We start from the raw sequence: 21,729 nt of genomic DNA on the forward strand, positions 1-21,729 counted from the left end.
CTATTAATGTTTAATGTCACAAAACGCACCGCTTCGAATGAGTTAATACAACATGCCCGTGAACAAATAAATAATATTATTAACAATGCACGAGGCGTTCATTTCATCATGGTGTGTTCAACAGATGGATTTGAGTTAACAAGTGTTTACAAACGTGGGCAATATAACAATAGCAAGTTAGCTGCGGTTAGCAGCTCTATCCTTGCAATGGTGTCAGCATTTATTAAAGAAATTCATTTGGTCGGTTGTCAAAATATAACCTTAGATGCCGAAAATGGAAAAGCGATACTTGCATCTGTTGCTGCACAAAATCATCCCATGATTATTGTAGCATTGACAGATAAGGACATTTTATTAGGCCAAGTCTTATATATGCTTAAAGCTGCAACGCAATCCATTATTTCAGCGGATCAATAAACTTTATAGAAATATTGAAGACTATTAACTTTATATTTGATTCAGAAATATTCATTTATTCGTCACTTTAACTTATTCATTTTCCTATTCTATTCTTCTGCTTTTCTTCTTCCCTCTTTTCCTTCCCCGCATAAAAAAACACCCCCTGAGATATCAGGGGGTGTTTTCGAATAATGAGCTGGCGATGACTTACTCTTACATGGGTAACCCCACACTACCATCAGCGCTAAGAGGTTTCACTTCTGAGTTCGGGAAGGGATCAGGTGGTTCACTCTTGCTATTGTCGCCAGCACAACTGTTATGGATACTTGCTTAGTCTAATCTCAGAGCAGTGCTCTTCGTGCTAAGTTTTCTACCAAATGAGTTATTAACAGAAGTACTTGAGTTAATTTAAGGTGTTCATTTTATCTAGCTTTTCAACTAAATCAAGTTTGATTGATTATATGTGAATCAATTGATGCTTTACATACAACTGTTTGGGTGTTGTATAGTCAAGCCTCACGAGCAATTAGTATTGGTCAGCTTCATGCGTCACCGCACTTCCACATCCAACCTATCAACGTCGTAGTCTTCAACGGCTCTTTAGTGGACATAAAGTCCAAGGGAAATCTTATCTTGAGGTAGGCTTCCCGCTTAGATGCTTTCAGCGGTTATCCCTTCCGAACATAGCTACCCGGCGATGCGACTGGCGTCACAACCGGTACACCAGAGGTTCGTCCACTCTGGTCCTCTCGTACTAGGAGCAGATCCTCTCAAATTTCCAGCGCCCACGGTAGATAGGGACCGAACTGTCTCACGACGTTCTAAACCCAGCTCGCGTACCTCTTTAAATGGCGAACAGCCATACCCTTGGGACCTGCTTCAGCCCCAGGATGAGATGAGCCGACATCGAGGTGCCAAACACCGCCGTCGATATGAACTCTTGGGCGGTATCAGCCTGTTATCCCCAGAGTACCTTTTATCCGTTGAGCGATGGCCCTTCCATACAGAACCACCGGATCACTAAGACCTACTTTCGTACCTGCTCGACTTGTGGGTCTCGCAGTTAAGCGCGCTTTTGCCTTTATACTCTACGCGTGATTTCCGACCACGCTGAGCGCACCTTCGTACTCCTCCGTTACTCTTTAGGAGGAGACCGCCCCAGTCAAACTACCCACCAGACATGGTCCTCGCTCCAGATAATGGAGCAGAGTTAGAACCTCAATATTACCAGGGTGGTATTTCAAGATTGGCTCCACCGAAACTAGCGTCTCGGTTTCAAAGCCTCCCACCTATCCTACACAAGTAAGATCAAAGTTCAATGTCAAGCTGCAGTAAAGGTTCACGGGGTCTTTCCGTCTAGCCGCGGGTACACCGCATCTTCACGGCGATTTCGATTTCACTGAGCCTCTGCTGGAGACAGCGCCCCCATCATTATGCCATTCGTGCAGGTCGGAACTTACCCGACAAGGAATTTCGCTACCTTAGGACCGTTATAGTTACGGCCGCCGTTTACTGGGGCTTCGATCAAGAGCTTCGCTTACGCTAACCCCATCAATTAACCTTCCAGCACCGGGCAGGCATCACACCCTATACGTCCACTTTCGTGTTTGCAGAGTGCTATGTTTTTAATAAACAGTTGCAGGGGCCTGGTTTCTGTGGCTGCTCTCAGCTCAGGAAGCAAGTTCCATCACCAAAAGCAGCGTACCTTCTCCCGAAGTTACGGTACCATTTTGCCTAGTTCCTTCAGCAGAGTTCTCTCAAGCGCTTTGGTCTACTCGACCTGACCACCTGTGTCGGTTTCGGGTACGATTCCAGTGTAACTGAAGCTTAGAGACTTTTCCTGGAAGTATGGTATCAGCCACTTCACTGTACAAGTACAGCTTGCTGTCAGATCTCAGCATAGAGTACCCCGGATTTGCCTAAGATACATGCCTACTTCCTTTCACCTGGACAACCAACGCCAGGCTGACTTAACCTTCTCCGTCCTCTCATCGCATTACACTGAAGTATTGGAATATTAACCAATTTCCCATCGACTACGCCTCTCGGCCTCGCCTTAGGGGTCGACTCACCCAGCCCCGATTAACGTTGGACTGGAACCCTTGGTCTTTCAGCGAACGGGTTTTTCACCCGTTTTGTCGTTACTCACGTCAGCATTCGCACTTCTGATACCTCCAGCAGACTTCTCAATCCACCTTCATCGGCTTACAGAACGCTCCCCTACCACTTACACTAATGTGTAAATCCGCAGCTTCGGCATATAGTTTTAGCCCCGTTACATCTTCCGCGCAGGCCGACTCGACTAGTGAGCTATTACGCTTTCTTTAAAGGGTGGCTGCTTCTAAGCCAACCTCCTAGCTGTCTATGCCTTCCCACATCGTTTCCCACTTAACTATAATTTTGGGGCCTTAGCTGGCGGTCTGGATTGTTTTCCTCTTGACTACGGACGTTAGCACCCGCAGTCTGTCTCCCGGATAGTACTCATTGGTATTCGGAGTTTGCATCGGTTTGGTAAGTCGGGATGACCCCCTAGCCGAAACAGTGCTCTACCCCCAATGGTATTCGTCCGAGGCGCTACCTAAATAGCTTTCGGGGAGAACCAGCTATCACCGAGTTTGATTAGCCTTTCACCCCTATCCACAAGTCATCCCCTGGCTTTTCAACGACAGTGGGTTCGGTCCTCCAGTTAGTGTTACCCAACCTTCAACCTGCTCATGGATAGATCACCCGGTTTCGGGTCTACACCCAGCAACTAAACGCCCTATTAAGACTCGATTTCTCTACGGCTCCCCTAATCGGTTAACCTTGCTACTGAATGTAAGTCGCTGACCCATTATACAAAAGGTACGCAGTCACCAAACAAGTTGGCTCCCACTGCTTGTATGCATGCGGTTTCAGGATCTATTTCACTCCCCTCACAGGGGTTCTTTTCGCCTTTCCCTCACGGTACTGGTTCACTATCGGTCAGTCAGGAGTATTTAGCCTTGGAGGATGGTCCCCCCATATTCAGACAAGGTTTCACGTGCCTCGCCCTACTCGACATCATTATCTAAGCCCTTTCGTGTACAGGACTATCACCTACTATGGTCGCACTTCCCAGAGCGTTCCACTAAAGCTTAGATAACTTAATGGGCTTTTCCCCGTTCGCTCGCCGCTACTGAGGGAATCTCAATTGATTTCTTTTCCTAAGGGTACTGAGATGTTTCACTTCCCCTCGTTCGCCTCATAAACCTATGTATTCAGTTTATGATACCCGCCTTATAGCGGGTGGGTTTCCCCATTCAGAAATCTCCGGATCACAGGATATTTGCCGCCTCCCCGGAGCTTATCGCAGGCTATTACGTCTTTCATCGCCTCTGACTGCCAAGGCATCCACCACATGCACTTAATTACTTGACTATACAACCCCAAACAGTCGTTTGATCCTACAAGTAGATCAACCAACATTACAGTTTAGAGCTTCGTGAATTTAATCACTGTACAGCTTCAATTAGATTCATATACCAAAACGCTTGATTCAGTTAATTTCGCTAGTAACTCATTTCATTCAACTTTCACAATTGCTTGTTAAGTTAAATCAAACGAGTATGAACAAATTATTTCAACTCAAATATATTCTGTTAATGATTTTTCCAGCCTTCGTCAGGTCAGGAAACTGTGATAAATCACAGAGCTTAATAACAATGCAGCGAATCATACGCCACTTTGTTGCTAAGCTCTATAACCTAAGCACTTGATCGCTTAAGGACTAAGCTAACAATCGCTTGATTGTTTATTTTAGCTTCGTTCTTTATACATTCCGAAGGAATGTATGGTGGAGACTAGGAGAGTCGAACTCCTGACCTCCTGCGTGCAAAGCAGGCGCTCTACCAACTAAGCTAAGTCCCCAGCTTATCAATAAGTCAATGTTTCTGATTCTCTGTTTGCTTCCGTATTTTATTCAAATACTTCGTTAGTCAGAATGGTGGGTCTGACAAGACTTGAACTTGTGACCCCACGCTTATCAAGCGTGTGCTCTAACCAACTGAGCTACAGACCCTCAGATACATCGTCATGAAGAACAACTTGTTGTGGATTCTTACCAATCGTCAATCTTTCGTTAAGGAGGTGATCCAGCCGCAGGTTCCCCTACGGCTACCTTGTTACGACTTCACCCCAGTCATCGGCCACACCGTGGTAAGCGTCCTCCTTACGGTTAGACTACCTACTTCTGGTGCAACAAACTCCCATGGTGTGACGGGCGGTGTGTACAAGGCCCGGGAACGTATTCACCGCGGCATTCTGATCCGCGATTACTAGCGATTCCGACTTCATGGAGTCGAGTTGCAGACTCCAATCCGGACTACGATCGGCTTTTTGAGATTAGCATCTCCTCGCGGAGTAGCAACCCTTTGTACCGACCATTGTAGCACGTGTGTAGCCCTGGTCGTAAGGGCCATGATGACTTGACGTCGTCCCCGCCTTCCTCCAGTTTGTCACTGGCAGTATCCTTAAAGTTCCCGGCTTAACCCGATGGCAAATAAGGAAAAGGGTTGCGCTCGTTGCGGGACTTAACCCAACATCTCACGACACGAGCTGACGACAGCCATGCAGCACCTGTATGTAAGTTCCCGAAGGCACCAATCCATCTCTGGAAAGTTCTTACTATGTCAAGACCAGGTAAGGTTCTTCGCGTTGCATCGAATTAAACCACATGCTCCACCGCTTGTGCGGGCCCCCGTCAATTCATTTGAGTTTTAGTCTTGCGACCGTACTCCCCAGGCGGTCTACTTATCGCGTTAGCTGCGCCACTAAAGCCTCAAAGGCCCCAACGGCTAGTAGACATCGTTTACGGCATGGACTACCAGGGTATCTAATCCTGTTTGCTCCCCATGCTTTCGTGCCTCAGCGTCAGTATTAGGCCAGATGGCTGCCTTCGCCATCGGTATTCCTCCAGATCTCTACGCATTTCACCGCTACACCTGGAATTCTACCATCCTCTCCCATACTCTAGCTTCCCAGTATCGAATGCAATTCCCAAGTTAAGCTCGGGGATTTCACATCCGACTTAAAAAGCCGCCTACGCACGCTTTACGCCCAGTAAATCCGATTAACGCTCGCACCCTCTGTATTACCGCGGCTGCTGGCACAGAGTTAGCCGGTGCTTATTCTGCGAGTAACGTCCACTATCTCTAGGTATTAACCAAAGTAGCCTCCTCCTCGCTTAAAGTGCTTTACAACCAAAAGGCCTTCTTCACACACGCGGCATGGCTGGATCAGGGTTCCCCCCATTGTCCAATATTCCCCACTGCTGCCTCCCGTAGGAGTCTGGGCCGTGTCTCAGTCCCAGTGTGGCGGATCATCCTCTCAGACCCGCTACAGATCGTCGCCTTGGTAGGCCTTTACCCCACCAACTAGCTAATCCGACTTAGGCTCATCTATTAGCGCAAGGTCCGAAGATCCCCTGCTTTCTCCCGTAGGACGTATGCGGTATTAGCATCCCTTTCGAAATGTTGTCCCCCACTAATAGGCAGATTCCTAAGCATTACTCACCCGTCCGCCGCTAGAAATCGGTAGCAAGCTACCTATTCCCGCTCGACTTGCATGTGTTAAGCCTGCCGCCAGCGTTCAATCTGAGCCATGATCAAACTCTTCAGTTTAAAATCAATAGTACATATAGTGTACCAATCTTGGCTCATCAATTACTGACAAAAATTTGCTCAAATAAACTTCGAGTAATTTCTACCATCAATCAATGAAAATAATTTCGATCAATCAACCAGTAAAAATCCACACAAGTTGTTCTTCATAATCTCTTAATGATCTTCTTGTTGGTTCGTCACCAGCAAGCTAGGTCGGCTATATTACTCTTTATTTCTAAAGAGTCAACCGGTAATTCAAATTATTTTTAAACCCATTAAATAAAACCCAACTCAATCAATTCAACCAAGTCATTGTTTTATCAGAAGTTTTAATCTTCATCACCGCCGATGGATGTGCATTCTACAGCATTTCTGATCCAACGCAACACCTTTTTTTAAATAATTATTTTGAGCGCACAATTTTCACTCAAATTACATTTTTTTATTCATATTTTGATCAAATTTGGTTTAATAGTAATAAATCAGGATTATTTGAACGTTTTTACTTATTATACGGCAAACATTTTGCCGCGCTAAAAGCGTCAGGACTATATATGCGCCAAACTTCTTTTTTATATGCAGGATTATTGTCACTTGTCGTAACAACTCCTGTAATTGCAAATGACGAGGCTTCATCACCTATTGCTCAAGACTCAGAAGCTGCCAATAAATCAAAAACACAACAATTTGCGCATGCTGCGATGGTTAAGTCATCTGAAGTTGCAAAAAAATTATCTGTTAATGCCAATGCAGCACAATCAGAAGAAGATAAAGACCCTTTCCAACCGATCAACCGGAAAGTTTACGCATTTAATGATTATTTAGACGTCCATATTGCCCGCCCTGCTGCTGTGCAATATGTAGCAAAAACTCCTAAGGATATTCGTGAATCTTATCGTTTATTCCGTAAAAATTTGGGAGAACCGTGGAATGCGTTTAACCAACTCATCCAAGGACGACCGACACGTGCCGCAAAAAGTCTGGGGCGTTTTACTGTTAATACACTGACAACTTTAGGCTTTGCTGACCCTGCAAGCCGTCTAGGTCTAGAAACAGAAGATGAAAACTTTGGCGCGACTTTAGGTTATTACGGTATTCCTTCTGGTCCTTATATTGTTCTACCAGTGCTTGGTCCAAGCACATTGCGCCAAACCGTCGGTCTAGCAGTAGATAGTCAAGGACGTCCACAGAAATATATGCTTGATGGTCATGATGTGGCGTATTGGTCTGAGCAAACTTTACGTGGAATCGATACTCGCGCTCAATTACTGGATATTGAAGGTGTATTACAAGGCGATAAATATGCTCAAATTCGCGACATCTATTTACAACGCCTGAATTATTCAATTTCTGAGAAAAAAGGTATCGCTGAAGAAAACTTATTTATTGATGAAGAAGATGACGATATTGATGAATCTGAAGATAATTCAACAGATGTTTCATCTGATGATTCTACCGATTTCATTGATGACAGCAGTTCAGATGATACCGACACGGTAACAACTGAATAAATAAAATTTTTCAATTGGCTGGTGTGGTTTTTCCCTCCAGCCATCATTAGCTTGCTATAGTACACTTATTGTCTATCGAAGGATTCATCTAATTCTTTATGTATTTCATTCAACCTACTCGTGATATTCCATATTTAGATCAGGTACTTGATGCGCTTCCTAGCGTACAAATGATTAACATTGAAGATCTAGACTTGTATGATCCAACAATCATTGCAATTGCTGATGTTGCCGACTTTTTAAATCACCAATGGACACTTCCTACCATTGTGCTCGCTTTTGAGCATGAGGGCGCTGCATTGGCTCAAGCGTGGCAACAAGGCGCTTTAGCAGGATGGGTGTGGGACCATATTCCAACCAACCTTCAGGTGGCACTCACTAAAATTGATGCGCAATACAAACGCAATCAAGACAGCCGTGATCTCCCTTCTGCTGCAGATTTGCAAAAACGTTTACTGCCCAACCCGATTGAACTCCACAACTATAAAATTGAAACATTCTTCCAACCTTCAGCCTATTTATCCGGTGATTGGTACGATTACTGGAAAATCAGCGATAAAGAAATCATGTTTTATCTTGCAGATGTATCTGGTCATGGGGTGACGAGTAGTTTACTGACCTCTTGGATGGCTGCTTTCCACGGTCGTTCAAAAACCCCGAGAGAACTCATCAAAAAGCTCAATGGCATGTTGGTTCAAGAAAATATTGAAAAGCACATTACCATGATTGCGGGGATACTCAATCTCGATACGCATGTCTTGAAATGGTCTAGTGCAGGCCATTATCCGCCAGCCATTTTATTTGAACCCGGTCTTCCCGCACGAATTTTAAATACCAGTAGCTTTCCACTTGGCTTAACTGAAGACCTAGAAGTTGAAGAGTTTGAATTTACCTTAAATCGTTATTCACGCTTTGTAATTTGCTCGGATGGCGCACTTGAACCTTTTGATGGTGGATTGAATGAACAGCTAGGTCAATTGGTTTATCACTTGCAAAATCAATCATTTCAAGCACCAGACCATGTTGCTGATGATATTGCCATCCTAAGTTTACGTCGAATCAATTAATCACGAAATCAACTACTTAAACCGAATACGACTTTCTGATCATACTCGGCTACTTGAGTAAGCTGTGCCCCTATGGGATAATTTACTATCCTTCTCTGCAAATGGCATTTATATGTCAACAGGTCATGTTGAATATGCAAGCTTGAACGGAACGCATATTTTTAAGCTTATTGGCGAAGTGCGTGCCCAATCTTGTATTAGTCTAGACAAGTTATTAAACAAAATTGAACAGCAACAAAATGTCGTCGGTGCAATCGTTGATTTAACCCAAACGACATTTATCGATAGTACTGTCCTTGGCATTTTGGCGAAACTGGGTTTGAAGCTTAAACAAGTTCACCATATCCAAGCGGTAATGTTGTCTACAAACTCTGATATCACAACGCTTGCCAATAGCATGGGTTTAGGTCAGGTGTTCGTTATTTTGAATTATTGTGGTGATCCAAGTGTATGCACTCGCGCACTTATGGAAGAACACATTACCCATAGCAATATGCTGAATACGGTTTTAGATGCACACAAAACTCTTATGAAACTAAATGATAGCAACCAAAATATGTTTGAGCCTTTGGTCAAACAACTGCAAAAAGAGCAGGACAATCTAGAGCAACCCAAGCAGCAAAATGTCTAATTTAGGTTAATCACAGCAGAGACACTCTTCGCATGACTTTACTTTCCGTCGCACAAATGAATTCTCAAAATGACATTGAAGATAACTTCAAAGTGATCGAATCATTGATGCAACAAAGTCAGGCTCAAGGTGCGAGTCTCATTGTATTTCCTGAAAATTTTGTCTGCTTTGCCGCTGGTAAACAACGCGAAACCGCGGCGCAATTTGAAAGTATTCAGCAGCGACTAGAACAACTCGCACATCGTTATCAACTTTGGATTGTTGCGGGCACACTCCCATGCCCTTATCGTCCAGATGGTTCAATCATTCAAGATGGCCGTGTCCGTACTGTCAGCCTGTGTATCAGCCCTGAACGTACCGAAGCACGTTATGACAAAATTCATTTATTTGATGTGCAAGTTGGTGACGCTGTCGGTGGCTATCAAGAATCAAAATTCTTTGAACCTGGTACTGAAACCGTAGTTGCAACAACACCTTTTGGCAATATTGGCCTGATGGTGTGCTACGACTTGCGCTTTCCTGAACTGGCTTTGAAACTTCGTAGCCAAGGTGCAAATATTTTAACGGCGCCTGCAGCTTTTACTTATACCACGGGTGAAATGCACTGGCAGTTGTTACTGCAAGCTCGTGCCATGGATAGTCAATGTGCTGTATTAGGTGCCGCACAACAAGGCTGGCATGGTGAAAAGCGTCAAACTTGGGGGCATGCTGGAGCAAGCAACAGCCGTGGTCAAATTTTAGCAATCACCGCAGAAGAAGGCGCTCAACTACTCACAGTTCCTTTTGACTTAGACGAGCAGCAACAGATTCGCGCATCAATGCCACTGATGCAGCACCGTGTTTTGGTTCAATATTGATTTTCACTCTGTATAAAATTACAAAAAAACTGAATATTATCTAAACAAAATCCCCCACGATATGATTTTGAACCATTATCTGAGGGATTAGAAAAATGACTTTAGAAAAAGCAGTTTATACAGCCCATGCAAAAGCCACTGGTGGTCGTGATGGTCGTGCAACGACATCCGATGGTCATTTAGATGTTCAATTGGCTGTGCCGAAAATTATGGGGGGTACAGGTAATGGTACAAATCCCGAACAACTCTTCGCCGCTGGTTATTCAGCCTGTTTTTTAGGTGCAATGAAATTTGTGTCTAACCGAGATAAAATTTCGATTACACCTGCTGCCTACGTCGAGGGTGATGTTGGTATCGGCCCTATTCCAACAGGATTTGGTATCGAAGTGACGCTTAATATTCATCTTGAGGGTATGGATGCAAGCGAGGCACAGAAATTGGTCGATGCTGCACATATTGTGTGCCCCTATTCAAATGCGACCCGAAACAATATTAATGTTACTTTAAATGTTTTGACTTAAATCCATTTGTACCTATCTATACAAAGCACTGTTTTAATTCTTATAAAATAGTGCTTTGAGCTTTTTTACTTCTACACATCTACAGCTGAGCTCAAAATAAAATCTTATCCATTTCTAATACATTTAAATATTCATATTCAGCTGCCAAAACCTTGCTAAAATATATAACGATTCTTATTTACATTCATTTGTTGATCTATGATGCTTAAATCTCTCCTTATCAGTACATTGCTAATCAGCGCATCCACACTGAGTTTTGCCGAATTAACCCTGTCTGAAAAAGTCCGTCCTCACATTAAATCCTTGGTCAATCCAGATATTCAACGTCTTGCGCTACCGCCAACACCGAACAACATGTCTTTACCTGCCTATGGTCAAGGCATCATTGGTTGGGGTACAGGCCCAGAAGGTGCTGCAGCGCGCTTAGCCAATATCAGTAAAGCCGACGTTGAAAAGCTTAAAACTCAAGATGTCACTTTAGAGATGGTTCAAACTTGGCAAAAGTTTTATGAAAATGAAACGCAGCGCAATGCAGGTAACCCAACCGCGCCCATTCGTGCTGAATTGATGAAGAAAATTGTCAGTTTGTGGTAAGTGAAAGACCGTACAGCCCATATTTTTTGGGCTGTTTTTGTTCAAATTAAAATAAAAAATTATGAGACATTCGATAGAAAGAATAATGAATAAAATTTAAAAAATGTTTAATATTCAAACTATAATTAACTACACATCCATAAAAAATTAAAATCATTTTCAGGACTTTACAATGAAAACATACTTTTCGATTTCAGGACTTTACAATGAAAACATACTTTTCGATGCTTTTTCTAAGCTTGGCCTTAGCCGCATGTAGCCAAACACCTGCGCCTGATTTTTCAGGGGAATGGAAACAAACACCTGACACGGAGAGCCTACGCAAACTTTCCATTAGCAAACAAGGCGATGACTATCAAATTAAAGACGAATTTTGGCTCGATAAAAATAATACTGAGCGCACTTCTAGTGCTTCATCCGGTATGGCCGAAGTGAATCATGATGTGCTGAAATATAAAGAGAGTAATAGCATTGAAATGAAACTGAGTGATGCAACTCACCTCACTCTGACAGACAAAGCATATGATGCTGTAATTCATTTTGAAAAGATTAACTAAAGCAAAGCCCCGAATCCTTACACAGGCTTCGGGGCTTTATTTATATTTTACACTGACTATTCAGCCGCTTCATTCGTCACTCTGAGCACTTCTTCAATGGTGGTTTTACCTGCCAAAACTTTACGCAATCCATCATCACGAATTGAACCCGCATTTGCACGTACATGATTTTCTAACTCAAACTCAGCAGCATTTCCATGAATCAGACGACGTGTTTGCTCATCAATTGGAACGATTTCATAAATTGCGGTACGCCCTGTAAATCCAGTATGCGAGCATTGTTCGCAGCCTTTAGGTTGTGGCAATTTTAATTCGGCCGATGCATCGAGATGCTTAAATAAGTCTTTTTCAAAATCATCGGCATCATGCCAAGTCGCACAGTGACGGCACAAGGTTCGAACCAAACGCTGCGCCACCACACCGATCAATGAGCTTGACAGTAGAAAGGGTTCAATCCCCATGTCTTTAAGACGGGTCACCGCACCGATTGCTGTATTGGTATGCAGCGTTGAAAGTACCAAGTGGCCTGTTAATGACGCTTGTACTGCAATTTCAGCAGTTTCTAAATCACGAATCTCCCCGACCATCACCACATCTGGGTCTTGGCGGAGCATGGCTTTTAATGCACGAGCAAAGGTCATATCTACTTTGGTATTGACCTGCGTCTGCCCGATCCCTTCAAGTTGATACTCAATTGGATCTTCCGCAGTCAAAATATTTTTTGAACCATCATTTAGATCAGACAATGCCGCATACAAGGTTGTGGTTTTACCCGAACCCGTCGGCCCTGTAACCAAAATAATGCCATGCGGACGATGTACCAGTTGTTTCAATCGATCATAGTCATGCTGCATCAAGCCCAAATGGGTCATATTTAAACGCCCAGCTTGTTTATCGAGTAAACGCATCACTACACGCTCACCATACGAAGACGGTAAGGTTGATACACGAACATCGACTTCACGGCCCGCCAAACGCAGTGAAATACGACCATCTTGTGGAATTCGCTTTTCCGCAATATCGAGTTTGGCCATGACTTTGATCCGTGACACCAACAATGGAGCAAGCTCGCGACGTGGCTGCACAATTTCACGTAACTGACCATCGACACGTAAGCGGACAGACAGCTTTTTTTCAAAAGATTCGATATGAATATCTGAAGCACCGACACGGATCGCTTCAGACAATAAGGCATTGATTAACCGTACAATCGGTGCATCGTCTTCCTGATCCATCAGATCTTCAGCTTCTGGTACAGAGTCCGCAAGGCTAAGTAAATCAGGATGATCTTCCAGACCCGCTGCCACTTGTTGAGACTCACCGGTGTCTCCGGCAAAGCTTGCACTGAGTAATTGATTAAACTCTTGCTCACTACATAATTGATATTGTGCAGGATGCCCTAAATAGCGACGTGCTTCTTGTAAAGCCAGCAGTGGCGTGCTGTCACGACGTACAATAAAAGCTTGATCACCCTCATATCGAAGCAATACGCCATGACGTTTGGCAAAACTATATGGTATTTGTAATTGTTTAAGTACTTGCATCACGCATTATAATGATGAAAAAAGTTGTTTTGAGTGTACTCTAAGCATCTGACAGCGTGAAGTCTGTTTTTAGGATTTATCAGGACAAGGGATATACGCATTGCCATTAGAAAATGATTTGACTGAAAAGGAATCCCCAAAACGTAAATGGTGGGGGGAATATCAATTTGAACTGAATCACCCGCGCAGTTGGCAGTTTGGGTCTTTATTGTTCCGGGTGACGCGCGGCATGCAAGAGTGGCGTATGGAATACCATCGCCCAACCTTTCAGTTTGACTATGAGCAACAATGGCATCCGATACAAGACCCTGAATTTGGTTTTCCACAACCCATTAAAATGGAACGTTATATGTTCCGCCAGACGCATGACAAAATTCAAATCATGCCACGTTTGGCAGATCGTTCAGTGGTGATTAAACCGGTCGATCCGATTTATATTCCAGCCGGACAACGCGGAACGCTATATATCAGTACACCGCTGTGGATTGCCGGCTTTGTCGAAGGTCTTAGAGAACCCTTGTTTGATATACCTGTTATTCTACCAAAAGATACCTGGTTTGGTCCGAATCATCGAATGGGTGAAATTTGCTATGCCACAGCAGTTGATGGTCGTACAGAACTTAAACAACTCAAACCTCGTGCTTTTCGTGCTGTAACCCCTATTGAGTTTCATAACGTGAGTAATCAACAGATTCGTTTTGACCGAATGAATGTCCCTGTACCGGCTTTGCCATTATTTTATAGTGAAAGTACGGGACGTTTATGGACTTCACAAATTCGGGTCGTCCATGAAGGTCATGACAAACCGCCGCGGGTCAAAATTGAAAACCGTACACCACCACAAGCGGGTGACGTTGTTTATCTACATCCGCCACGCGAGTCAGCCAATGTGCTGTTCAATATGTTTGATTCATTTTTCTAAGGGCGAGCCATGGCAGATTTAAATATTTCGACAGAAATCACCAGCAGCCTAAAAGGAATGGTCGCCAATCTCAATACTGATCGGCTGACAGAATTATTGGTGGCTGTTTTATTGGCAGTCATCGGCTTTCTGATTGCCCGTTTTATCTCGAATACCTTTATTCGTACTGTGGGTATGCGTTTCAATGCTCATCAGCAGTTGGTTTGGCGTCGCGGGATTTTCTATTTCATCTTTTTAATCTTTGTGATGGCAAGTTTAAAAGAAGCCGGCTTTAAACTCAGCGTCTTCTTGGGTGCGGCAGGTATTTTAACGGTCGCACTGGGTTTTGCCTCGCAAACGTCCGCATCCAACCTGATCAGCGGGATGTTCTTGATCGGTGAAGGGTCTTTTGAAGTTGGTGATACCATTCAATTGACACTGATTCGTGGGCATACTATTGAAGGTGAAGTGATCTCGATTGATTTACTGTCGGTCAAATTACTTACGCAGGACAATGTCTATGTCCGTTTGCCGAATGAACAACTGATTCGCGCGCCTGTACATAACTTGTCTAAGTTTCCAATACGGCGCATTCCAATTACCCTTGCGATTAACTTTCATGAAGACATCATCAAAGTCCGTGAAGTTTTATTAGATGCCGTTAGTAAATATCCATTGGTCTTGGCCGATCCTAAACCTGCCGTGACCGTCACTGCCTTTCGTGAATCTTCCATTGAGCTGCTTTTTGCTATTTGGTGTCAAAGAGAGAATTTCCTAAAAGTCCGTGATGAAATGCAGGAACGGATTCGTAATGCTTTTGTCGAAAATAAAATTGAAATTCCTGTACCAAAAATGGGTTTTGTTGACCACCCGCTTTCTACACAAGCAAGCGATGCTGACGTCGATCAATATGCCAATGCACAAGAGATTCAACGAGAGCCTCAACTTAAATAATGGTCTATCGACTTGATATGAAAGGCCCTGCATATCTTCAAATGTGCAGGTTTTTTTTATCATCCACTTTTTATAACCATCGACCTATACGGCTTCGTGATTTCGTACCTTTAAGAACTTCATCATGGCTCAATCTTGTCATTCGGCATGGGGGCAATATAGGCAATCAAAAGCATGGCAAAACCTGCCGCCATAAATGAAATCACTCGCATGAGTGTGCCGACATGAGATAAATCCAGCAAGACCAATTTCAACGTCACCAAGACCAAAATACTGCCGCCGAGCAGCCAAACTGAACGTAATTGACGCTGAGTGGCAAAACGCATACTCACTAAAGCCAATAACACCCACAGCACGGTAAAACTTAGTTGAACGGTCGCATCACTCCAAATATCTAAACTGTTATAAGGCGTATCCAGATACATATGTAAGGCACGGAGCACAACATAACTACTTAACCAAAGTAGCCCTAGGACACTCAACACGGCAGCCAAGCTACGATCTAAACCAGCTTTTAACTGTTGATTCAACATCCATAAAAAAGCCGCTAACAACAGCAAACTCACTGCATCAAAAGGATTCAGTATCGGCAAGATATATCCCACAAAGGCCTGCTGACTAAATAATTGCGAACTGATGATCCAACTTAAAGCCAAAAACAAGCTGCTACGCGCTTGCCAAAACATTTTCCAGACAGGTTCTTTGGCTTGCCAATAACACCATGCACAAAATAATAGCGGCAAAATTACCACACTGATATACGGCATACTGGGTATCAGCGTCAGACTGGTCCACGCCAAGCTGCTCAAAATTCCGAAACTGACCCATTCTTTTTCTTCACGCACACCGAGTAATGGTCGTAGCCAAAGCAGCGTCAAGCTCAGCCCAGCGAATGCAAAATAAATCTGCTCCATCGTTGAATGCCAAATTAACTGACCGTTCTCACTCACTGAAATGACTTGGTACAGCCCCATCACATAAACAGGCACTAGACCCGTCCACTTAATGATGGACCAACTCCACGAAGCGTTTCGCTTTAACAAGCCTTCATTCACCACCAGATAGGCCACACTGACAATCAATAGACTCAAGGCCAATTGATGACTACTCTGCAGCCAATCTAAGAGCAACATGATGAACATAGTAGTTGCTGAGAGCATTTGCACACATTGAAATGCAATACTTGAACTTGAAAGCTGTTTATGAAATGCAGGAACAGCGTGCGTCACGATAATGGCCGCCAAATAGCTCAAACACACGCCCCAATACATCTGTGCAGGGAAATGTGGCAGTTGAACCAAATAGTACAGACTTGAACAACCCGCCATTACCAAGAGCGCCATGCCTAAATAACGGCTGATATTGGACTGCTTGTATAGGGCATATATAAATATCAACGCACCTTCAACTGCCCAACCAACCACACTCCACTGCTCTTTCAATACTATAGGTGGAATCAATGCCAAGAATATTAAGGTCAAACTCAAATAACTTTGTGCAATCAGTGGGATCACAGCACTACGTTTACTGATGCTATACAGCGCGGTAAAAAGCGCCGCGAATAGCAAGCTATACCCCGCCTGCCATACCGTTTCCTCAAAATACATCAAATACAATGCCAGATAAGCAAGCACTGGTGCAGCAAAAATCAGTGCAATATCCAAGGCAGGTTTGAGTTGAAAGTGCGCAAGATCCTGTTTCGCCAATAACTGGCTAAAACGAAAACCGAGCCAAATAAAAATCGCAGCGTGGGCTAAAACCAGCACGCTCATCATCTGACGTTCGGTGGTGTATCCGTGGTAAAAAGCATATCCACCACCCATGATTACCGTCATCAAAAATGCGATTTGATTCAGATATTTCCACGGTCTTAAAGTACTCATGACCGCAACAGCAAGATTAATCACAAGATAATAGGCGATGAATTCCGTTGCTGTTGCATCTCGAACAGGTAAGGTAAATGGCGCAAGATAGGCAATTAGCATTGCCATGATTGCCAGTTCAACTGACTGTTGTTTCAAACTGAGCCAAATCGTCAATGCCATAAGCACTGCATACAGTACACAGGCTATGCCAAAGCCCGCAATCACAGCATTGTAATAGGCAAAAAATAAAGTCAAAAACAGCGCTGCAAGACCTAGACCTTCTAGCGCCAAGGCAAAACTGCGATTTTTGGTTTGTAGCCAAAAACCCAGTCCGACAACACCAGCACTGATCAAACTCACGATCAGCAGTTTCATGGCCAAGCTTAGTTGCCAATGCTCTGTGGCAAATCTGAGTAATAGCACCACGCCAATCACCAAGACCAGTACCGCCACATTTAACACGGGATTACCTTGGAAAAGCCATTGCTGAATTTGACTAGATAGATTTGGCGCAGACTTGGATGGTGTATTAGAAGGCGTTGAATTGAATGATGCCTGATGTCTAGCTATACCAACTGCCGTCGCGGGATGTACAGATGGTGTATCGTTAGAATCAAAATTTTCAGGACGGTCTATTGTCGACGCTGATATTGAAGTAGCTGCATGAATCGATTGCGACTGAAGCGCACGTCCTTGCAATAGATGCAGCTGACGTTCTAATCGTTTCAGCCAACGCAGAAAAAAATAGACCCACAGGCCAATCCCGATCGCAACCAAATAACCCAATTCTGTTAACAGTCCAACGACCGTTAATAACGATGCAATATATAATGGAACCTTTGATGTCATTTGAAATGGTTGTTTTGATGAGCTCAGTGCATCAGCGCCGTGCTGTAAATCATCGACATAATTCATCACACTGAGCATAAAACCGATGCCACTGATATAACTCAGGATACGGAGGTCTAAGTACCATGCCCCGATCCCAACCATAATCAGCGTCATCAACCAAATCATCTTGATTTCATTATTCTGTTTCAGCATACCTGCTTCGTTATTTTCTTGAATGTTTTGATGATACATGAGCCTGACGGATGGATTAAAACTATTCATCAGTGATTCGGTAAGTTACATATACAATCTAGACTCTGCGTGCGGGCAAAAAATCACGTACAATAAAACCGTTTTTAGGATTAGGAAATTATCAATGCCACCATTTGTCTTGGTCGATGGCTCATACTTTTTATTTCGTGCTTACCATGCACTGCCACCATTAACCACTTCAACCGGTTTGCATACCAATGCAATCCGAGGTGCCATTTCTGCCATCCAAAAATTAATGCGTCGTATCCAACCGACGCACATGGCCGTTATTTTCGATACACCTGAACCAACCTTCCGTCATGAATTGTCCCCGATCTATAAAGGTGACCGTCCTGCGATGCCGGAAGAATTATCACAACAAATTCCATATCTTCATGCGTTAATTCGTGCTCTAGGGATTCCACTACATATGTTGCCAGGCGCTGAAGCCGATGACATTATCGGAACTTTAGCCAAACGCGCTGAAGCAGCCGGTCATCAAGTTTTGATCTCCACTGGTGACAAAGACATGGCACAGCTCGTTACTGAGCGTGTCACTTTAGAAGATAGCTTCAAAGACAAACCGATGGACGTTCAAGGCGTTTTTGAAAAATTTGGGGTGTGGCCGAATCAAATCATTGACTACCTCACGCTGATGGGCGATGCCTCTGACGGCATCCGTGGTGTACCCGGTGTTGGCGCAAAAACAGCAGCGAAACTTTTAACCGAGTACGGATCGATTGGCGGCATTTTAGAAAATGTCGACAGCATTAAAGGTAAAGTCGGTCAAAACATTAAAGATAATGTCGAAGGGATTGCTCTTGACCACCAACTGGCGAGCATCGTTTGTGACCTCGACATGGGCCTTAAATACGAAGATCTGAAACTTGCCGATCCAAATATTCCAGCACTTCGTGATTTATATACGGAACTAGAATTTCGTAACCAACTGCAGTCTTTAGATCATCCGAACAACCCCAATGGTGCAACCTACAAACAAGTAGCCAAAGCCATTAACACCACGGCGACTGTAGCCAATGCACCTGAAGTGGAAGATCAAGCGGACAAAACCAGTGTTGATGACTTACTTGGTGAAGCACGTTATCACACGGTATTGACTCAAGAAGATTGGGATGGGTTATTTAAACGTCTAAGTACTGAAAAGCGTTTTGCCTTTGATACTGAAACCACTAGCCTCGACTACCGCGTGGCACAGATTGTGGGTTTCTCGGTGGCTTTAGATGCACATGATGCCTATTACGTGCCGCTTGCGCATGATTATGAAGGTGCGCCGCAACAACTTGATCGTGACACGATCCTGAATCAACTCAAACCTTTACTTGAAGATAATGACGTACAAAAAATTGGTCATCATCTCAAATATGACGCACATGTCTTAGAAAATCATGGCATTCATTTGGCAGGTTGGTATTTCGATACCATGTTGGCCTCTTATGTCCTTAACTCTGTGGCTACACGTCATGGGATGGATGACGTCGCACGTTTGTATTTAAGTCATCTCACTACGACGTTCGAACAAGTGGCGGGCAAAGGTGCAAAACAAAAGACCTTTAACCAAATTGAGCTTGAAACTGCAGCCCATTATGCGGCAGAAGATGCCCATGTGACCTATCGTCTATATGAGGTACTCGATAAGAAGTTACAAACTCACCCGGAGCTGATCAATATTTTGCACAATATTGAAATGCCGGTTGCCCGTGTTCTAACCTCTATGGAAGAAAACGGCATTGAGCTAGATATGAACTTCCTCGACCAACTTGGTGTGGAATTTGCCAATACCATTCTAAATTTAGAAACCGAAATTACAGATCTTGCGGGTCAAAGCTTCAATGTCAGCTCACCAAAACAAGTTGGTGAGATTCTGTTTGATAAATTAGGTTTAAAAGGCGGTAAGAAAACTTCTACAGGTCAGTACAGTACCAGTGAAAGTGTGTTAGAAAAAATCGACCATCCGATTACTGATTTAATTTTGGAATATCGTGGTCTCTCTAAACTGAAAAGCACCTATACCGACGGTTTGTTAAAGCAAGTGAATAATGACACACATCGTGTGCATACCAGTTACCACCAAGCGTTAACGGCTACAGGTCGTTTGTCATCTACCGATCCAAACTTGCAAAACATTCCTGTCCGTGAAGATATTGGACGTCAAATCCGTAAAGCCTTTATTGCACCTGAAGGTCGCATTTTATTGGCAGCCGATTATTCGCAAATCGAATTACGTTTAATGGCGCATTTCTCGCAAGATCATGCATTGGTCGATGCCTTCAATCATGGGCAAGATGTACATAAACGTACTGCGGCAGAAGTTTTGGGTATTCCACTCGACGAAGTGACCAGCAACCAACGTCGTCAAGCCAAAGCGGTGAACTTCGGTCTGCTCTATGGCATGTCTGAATTTGGTTTGACTCGTCAGCTGGGTTTCACTCGTGAAGAGTCGCGTAACTATATTGGTAAATACTTCCAACGCTACCCTGGTGTTTTGGAATATATGGAACGTACTCGCCAAGTCGCACGTGAACAAGGTTTTGTGGAAACCATTTTAGGTCGTCGTCTGTATACACCGGACATTATGGCGAGCAACAAAATGGTGAAACAAGGCGCTGAACGTGCAGCGATTAATGCGCCGCTACAAGGTTCTGCGGCGGATATAATTAAACTAGCCATGATTGCAGTCGATAAAATCTTACCGAAAGATCAAGCCAAAATGTTACTGCAAGTACACGATGAATTAGTGTTTGAAGTCGATGCTGCAATTGCCGATGAACTCTCTGCCCAACTGACTGAAGTGATGCAATCTGTGTTGAAAATTTCCGTTCCACTGATTGTGGAAGTGGGTCAAGGCAATAACTGGGACGAAGCACACTAATTCATTCACGTTCATTCATGCCTTTCTCCTTCTAGGAGGAAAGTTGGGATGGAGGTGAGATGTTTCTAGTTAGTAAAAATATCTTGTTTTACACCTCATATTAAATCCACAAAAAAGGACGCCTCGGCGTCCTTTTTAATTTAACTCGTCTTAGCTCAGATTAAAGACCAGTCAATAATGCAATTGCGACTTGCTTCATAATGGTTTCCGCAACCAACAATGCCAAAATCGCAAAAATTGGTGACAAGTCAATCATCCCCATATTTGGAAGAATACGGCGGAATGGCGCAAGTAGCGGTTCTGCCAATTCTTGAACCACTTCAATATAAGGCGAACGTGACTGACTAAACATCACGACCCAACTCAAAATAATCGATGCAAAAATTAAGTAACGACAGAAACGGATTAAATCCTGAATCATGGTCACAAAGGTCATAATGATCAAATGGAATGGACTATTCACCGCCACGCCAGACAAATACATCAAACCAAACATTTTTAACAAATACAGAATCACCACCAACACCAATGCTGCAGTATTCACTCGACCTTTGGCCAAAGTTGGGAAAATTCGGCTAAAGATATCGACAATTTTTGTTGCTTTTGCTGTTGCCAAAACCACAGGGTTATATGGACTCACGGCAGCAAGCTGCATTAAAAAACGGAAAAATACGAGCAAAATTGCAACGTTAATAATGATTCCAAAAATTTGAGCAGAGCCCATACTTGAACTT

The 21,729-nt window shown here is 43.6% G+C and carries 14 protein-coding genes, 2 tRNA genes and 3 rRNA genes; 11 read left to right on the forward strand and 8 right to left on the reverse strand.

Features of this window, described 5'->3' with window-relative positions:
* Nucleotides 1–6: 6 nt before the first annotated feature.
* Nucleotides 7–417, forward strand: coding sequence for a hypothetical protein (locus MST18_RS12630; protein ID WP_078194283.1), 411 nt, complete (start codon nt 7–9; stop codon nt 415–417).
* A gap of 176 nt (nt 418–593) precedes the next feature.
* On the opposite strand, the gene rrf is transcribed toward MST18_RS12630, so the two are convergent.
* From rrf to MST18_RS12655, 5 genes are all read right to left on the reverse strand, one after another.
* Nucleotides 594–708 (reverse strand): 5S ribosomal RNA (gene rrf, locus MST18_RS12635).
* Between the two features lie 196 nt (nt 709–904).
* A 23S ribosomal RNA gene (locus MST18_RS12640) occupies nt 905–3,798 on the reverse strand.
* 413 nt (nt 3,799–4,211) lie between these two features.
* A tRNA-Ala gene (locus tag MST18_RS12645) sits at nt 4,212–4,287 on the reverse strand.
* A 74-nt stretch (nt 4,288–4,361) separates the two neighbouring features.
* Nucleotides 4,362–4,438: transfer RNA gene (locus tag MST18_RS12650), tRNA-Ile, on the reverse strand.
* A gap of 61 nt (nt 4,439–4,499) precedes the next feature.
* Nucleotides 4,500–6,038: ribosomal RNA gene (locus MST18_RS12655) — 16S ribosomal RNA — on the reverse strand.
* Together the 16S, 23S and 5S rRNA genes with 2 tRNA genes alongside form the textbook arrangement of a ribosomal RNA operon.
* A 536-nt stretch (nt 6,039–6,574) precedes the next feature.
* Between MST18_RS12655 and MST18_RS12660 the strand changes: the two genes are divergently transcribed.
* The 7 genes from MST18_RS12660 to MST18_RS12690 all read left to right on the forward strand — a co-directional run bounded on the left by MST18_RS12660 (nt 6,575) and on the right by MST18_RS12690 (nt 11,758).
* Nucleotides 6,575–7,531, forward strand: coding sequence for a VacJ family lipoprotein (locus MST18_RS12660; protein ID WP_180132641.1), 957 nt, complete (start codon nt 6,575–6,577; stop codon nt 7,529–7,531).
* A gap of 98 nt (nt 7,532–7,629) precedes the next feature.
* Complete coding sequence (gene gigA, locus MST18_RS12665) at nt 7,630–8,598, forward strand: RsbU family protein phosphatase GigA (RefSeq protein ID WP_078192616.1); 969 nt, start codon at nt 7,630–7,632, stop codon at nt 8,596–8,598.
* 112 nt (nt 8,599–8,710) lie between these two features.
* A complete protein-coding gene (gene gigB, locus MST18_RS12670) occupies nt 8,711–9,229 on the forward strand; it encodes an anti-anti-sigma factor GigB (protein ID WP_078189558.1) in 519 nt (172 codons plus the stop codon).
* A gap of 32 nt (nt 9,230–9,261) precedes the next feature.
* Nucleotides 9,262–10,086 (forward strand): carbon-nitrogen hydrolase family protein, encoded by an 825-nt coding sequence (locus MST18_RS12675; RefSeq protein WP_180011795.1) that lies wholly within the window; start codon nt 9,262–9,264, stop codon nt 10,084–10,086.
* 95 nt (nt 10,087–10,181) lie between these two features.
* Entirely contained in the window at nt 10,182–10,607 is a 426-nt protein-coding gene (locus MST18_RS12680) for an organic hydroperoxide resistance protein (protein ID WP_111884709.1), read from the forward strand.
* 201 nt (nt 10,608–10,808) lie between these two features.
* Nucleotides 10,809–11,201, forward strand: coding sequence for a DUF4951 domain-containing protein (locus MST18_RS12685; RefSeq protein WP_180132642.1), 393 nt, complete (start codon nt 10,809–10,811; stop codon nt 11,199–11,201).
* A 206-nt stretch (nt 11,202–11,407) separates the two neighbouring features.
* Nucleotides 11,408–11,758 carry a hypothetical protein gene (locus MST18_RS12690; RefSeq protein ID WP_180020952.1) on the forward strand — a complete coding sequence of 117 codons (351 nt, stop codon included), beginning with the start codon at nt 11,408–11,410 and terminating at the stop codon, nt 11,756–11,758.
* A 56-nt stretch (nt 11,759–11,814) separates the two neighbouring features.
* Here the strand turns inward: MST18_RS12690 and gspE are convergent, their stop codons facing one another.
* Complete coding sequence (gspE, locus tag MST18_RS12695; RefSeq protein WP_111884711.1) at nt 11,815–13,302, reverse strand: type II secretion system ATPase GspE; 1,488 nt, start codon at nt 13,300–13,302, stop codon at nt 11,815–11,817.
* 100 nt (nt 13,303–13,402) lie between these two features.
* Here gspE and MST18_RS12700 point away from each other — a divergent pair, with 100 nt between their 5' ends.
* Nucleotides 13,403–14,224, forward strand: coding sequence for a hypothetical protein (locus MST18_RS12700; RefSeq protein WP_111884712.1), 822 nt, complete (start codon nt 13,403–13,405; stop codon nt 14,222–14,224).
* Between the two features lie 9 nt (nt 14,225–14,233).
* Nucleotides 14,234–15,157 (forward strand): mechanosensitive ion channel family protein, encoded by a 924-nt coding sequence (locus MST18_RS12705; RefSeq protein WP_180024385.1) that lies wholly within the window; start codon nt 14,234–14,236, stop codon nt 15,155–15,157.
* A gap of 122 nt (nt 15,158–15,279) precedes the next feature.
* On the opposite strand, the gene MST18_RS12710 is transcribed toward MST18_RS12705, so the two are convergent.
* The gene (locus MST18_RS12710) at nt 15,280–18,066 is read right to left on the reverse strand and encodes a DUF2339 domain-containing protein (RefSeq protein ID WP_180132843.1); all 2,787 of its coding nucleotides are present in this window, start codon (nt 18,064–18,066) and stop codon (nt 15,280–15,282) included.
* 163 nt (nt 18,067–18,229) lie between these two features.
* Between MST18_RS12710 and polA the strand changes: the two genes are divergently transcribed.
* Complete coding sequence (gene polA / locus MST18_RS12715; protein ID WP_180132643.1) at nt 18,230–20,995, forward strand: DNA polymerase I; 2,766 nt, start codon at nt 18,230–18,232, stop codon at nt 20,993–20,995.
* A 160-nt stretch (nt 20,996–21,155) separates the two neighbouring features.
* Here the strand turns inward: polA and MST18_RS12720 are convergent, their stop codons facing one another.
* Nucleotides 21,156–21,719, reverse strand: coding sequence for a YggT family protein (locus MST18_RS12720; RefSeq protein ID WP_078189567.1), 564 nt, complete (start codon nt 21,717–21,719; stop codon nt 21,156–21,158).
* Nucleotides 21,720–21,729: the final 10 nt, after the last annotated feature.

Source organism: Acinetobacter sp. YH12068_T (genome assembly GCF_024606005.1).
Lineage (GTDB): Bacteria > Pseudomonadota > Gammaproteobacteria > Pseudomonadales > Moraxellaceae > Acinetobacter > Acinetobacter amyesii.

What these genes read in the sequence shown, in the direction of transcription:
- MST18_RS12710 (WP_180132843.1), bottom strand. Translation starts at nt 18,066, where the DNA reads ATGCTGAAACAGAATAATGAAATCAAGATGATTTGGTTGATGACGCTG.
- gspE (WP_111884711.1), bottom strand. Translation starts at nt 13,302, where the DNA reads ATGCAAGTACTTAAACAATTACAAATACCATATAGTTTTGCCAAACGT.
- gigB (WP_078189558.1), top strand. Translation starts at nt 8,711, where the DNA reads ATGTCAACAGGTCATGTTGAATATGCAAGCTTGAACGGAACGCATATT.
- MST18_RS12660 (WP_180132641.1), top strand. Translation starts at nt 6,575, where the DNA reads ATGCGCCAAACTTCTTTTTTATATGCAGGATTATTGTCACTTGTCGTA.
- MST18_RS12690 (WP_180020952.1), top strand. Translation starts at nt 11,408, where the DNA reads ATGAAAACATACTTTTCGATGCTTTTTCTAAGCTTGGCCTTAGCCGCA.
- gigA (WP_078192616.1), top strand. Translation starts at nt 7,630, where the DNA reads ATGTATTTCATTCAACCTACTCGTGATATTCCATATTTAGATCAGGTA.
- MST18_RS12705 (WP_180024385.1), top strand. Translation starts at nt 14,234, where the DNA reads ATGGCAGATTTAAATATTTCGACAGAAATCACCAGCAGCCTAAAAGGA.
- MST18_RS12685 (WP_180132642.1), top strand. Translation starts at nt 10,809, where the DNA reads ATGCTTAAATCTCTCCTTATCAGTACATTGCTAATCAGCGCATCCACA.
- MST18_RS12680 (WP_111884709.1), top strand. Translation starts at nt 10,182, where the DNA reads ATGACTTTAGAAAAAGCAGTTTATACAGCCCATGCAAAAGCCACTGGT.
- MST18_RS12720 (WP_078189567.1), bottom strand. Translation starts at nt 21,719, where the DNA reads ATGGGCTCTGCTCAAATTTTTGGAATCATTATTAACGTTGCAATTTTG.
- MST18_RS12630 (WP_078194283.1), top strand. Translation starts at nt 7, where the DNA reads ATGTTTAATGTCACAAAACGCACCGCTTCGAATGAGTTAATACAACAT.
- polA (WP_180132643.1), top strand. Translation starts at nt 18,230, where the DNA reads ATGCCACCATTTGTCTTGGTCGATGGCTCATACTTTTTATTTCGTGCT.
- MST18_RS12675 (WP_180011795.1), top strand. Translation starts at nt 9,262, where the DNA reads ATGACTTTACTTTCCGTCGCACAAATGAATTCTCAAAATGACATTGAA.